The 1,762-nt window shown below is 70.1% G+C and carries 2 protein-coding genes; both read right to left on the bottom strand.

All coding sequences use genetic code 11. The features are described 5' to 3' along the window. The gene (locus tag B0E53_RS36225; RefSeq protein ID WP_107079891.1) at nucleotides 1–960 is read right to left on the bottom strand and encodes an electron transfer flavoprotein subunit alpha/FixB family protein; all 960 of its coding nucleotides are present in this window, start codon (nucleotides 958–960) and stop codon (nucleotides 1–3) included. Between the two features lie 11 nt (nucleotides 961–971). Continuing rightward, nucleotides 972–1,751 carry an electron transfer flavoprotein subunit beta/FixA family protein gene (locus B0E53_RS36220; RefSeq protein WP_107079890.1) on the bottom strand — a complete coding sequence of 260 codons (780 nt, stop codon included), beginning with the start codon at nucleotides 1,749–1,751 and terminating at the stop codon, nucleotides 972–974. Nucleotides 1,752–1,762: the final 11 nt, after the last annotated feature.

Below are 1,762 nucleotides of genomic sequence, written 5' to 3'. Positions count from 1 at the left end.
TCACTTGCGCTTGCGGATCTCCTCGGCGGCCTGCGGGACGACCTTGAACAGGTCGCCGACCACGCCGAAGTCGGCCAGCTCGAAGATCGGCGCCTCGGCGTCCTTGTTCACCGCGACGATGGTCTTCGAGGTCTGCATGCCGGCCCGGTGCTGGATCGCGCCGGAGATGCCCAGCGCGACGTAGAGCTGCGGGGAGACGGTCTTGCCGGTCTGGCCCACCTGGAACTGGTGCGGGTAGAAGCCCGAGTCGACCGCCGCGCGGGAGGCGCCGACGGCGCCGCCGAGCAGGTCGGCCAACTCCTCGACCAGCTTGAAGTTGTCGGCGTTGCCGACGCCACGGCCGCCGGAGACGACGACCGACGCCTCGGTGAGCTCGGGACGGGAGCCCTTCTGCTCGGCGACCCGCTCGACGACCTTGGCCAGCTTGTCCGCGTCGGAGACCGACACGGTGAGCTGCTCGACGGCCGGGGTGGCCGCCGCCGGGGTCGGGTTGAGCGAGTTGGGCCGGACGGTGACCAGCGGCAGGCCCTTGGTGACCTTGGACTTGACGATGGTGGAGCCAGCGAAGGCGACCTGGGTGGCGGTGCCGTCGGCAGCGAGGGCCACCACGTCGGTCAGGATGCCGTTGTCCAGCTTGACGGCCAGGCGGGCGGCGATCTCCTTGCCCTCCTGGGAGGAGGCGAGCAGCACGGCGACCGGCTGCACCCGCCGGACCAGCTCGGCCAGCACGGTGGCCTTCGGGGCCACCAGGTAGCCGTCGATCTCCTCGCCCTCGGCGGCGTAGACCTTCTCCGCGCCGTACTCGCCCAGCTTGGCGCTCAGCGCCTCGGCGGCGCCGGCGCCACCGAGCACGACCGCGCTCGGGGTGCCCAACTCGCGGGCGAGGGTGAGCATCTCCAGGGTGACCTTCTTGACGCCGAATTCCTTGGTGGCTTCGACGACGACGAGAACCTCAGACATGTCCAGACCTCTCACACGAACTTCTCGGTGGCGAGGAACTCGACCAGCTTGACGCCGCCCTCGCCCTCGTCGGTGATCTTCTCCCCGCCGGAGCGCGGCGGGCGCTTGGAGTGCTCGACCACGGCGCTGGTGGCGCCGTCGAAGCCCACCTCGGCGGGGGCGACGCCGAGGTCACCGAGGGAGAGCGTCTGCACCGGCTTCTTCTTGGCGGCCATGATGCCCTTGAAGGACGGGTAGCGCGGCTCGTTGATGGTGTCCCAGACGGAGACGACGGCCGGGGTCGGGGCGGTGACCACCTCGTAGCCCTCCTCGGTCTGCCGCTCGACGGTCAGGGTGGCGCCGTCGACGGTGAGCTTGCGCGCGCCGGTCAGGGCGGCCACGCCCAGCCGCTCGGCGATCATGTGCGGCATGACCTGGACCCGGCCGTCGGTCGACTCCGCGCCGCAGATGACCAGGTCGGCGCCGAGCTGACCGAGGGCGGCGGCGAGCACCTTCGAGGTGGCCACGGCGCAGGACCCGTGCAGCGCGTCGTCCACCACGTGCACGGCCTTGTCCGGCCCCATGGAGAGCGCCTTGCGGATCGACTCGGTCGCCCGGTCCGGACCCATGGTCAGGACGGTCACCTCACCCCCGTGCGCCTCCTTGATCTTCAGCGCCTCCTCGATGGCGTACTCGTCCATCTCATTGATGACGTTGTTCGCCGAACCGCGGTCGACGGTGTTGTCGTCAGGACGCAGGTTGCGGTCCGCGCCCGAATCAGGCACCTGCTTGACGAGTACGACGATATTCATCGCGCTTCGAC

It is taken from the genome of Micromonospora sp. MH33 (assembly GCF_003013775.1).
GTDB lineage: Bacteria > Actinomycetota > Actinomycetes > Mycobacteriales > Micromonosporaceae > Micromonospora > Micromonospora fulviviridis.
Note: the sequence above shows the minus strand (reverse complement) of the source record. Positions and strands in the feature narration are given on the sequence as shown.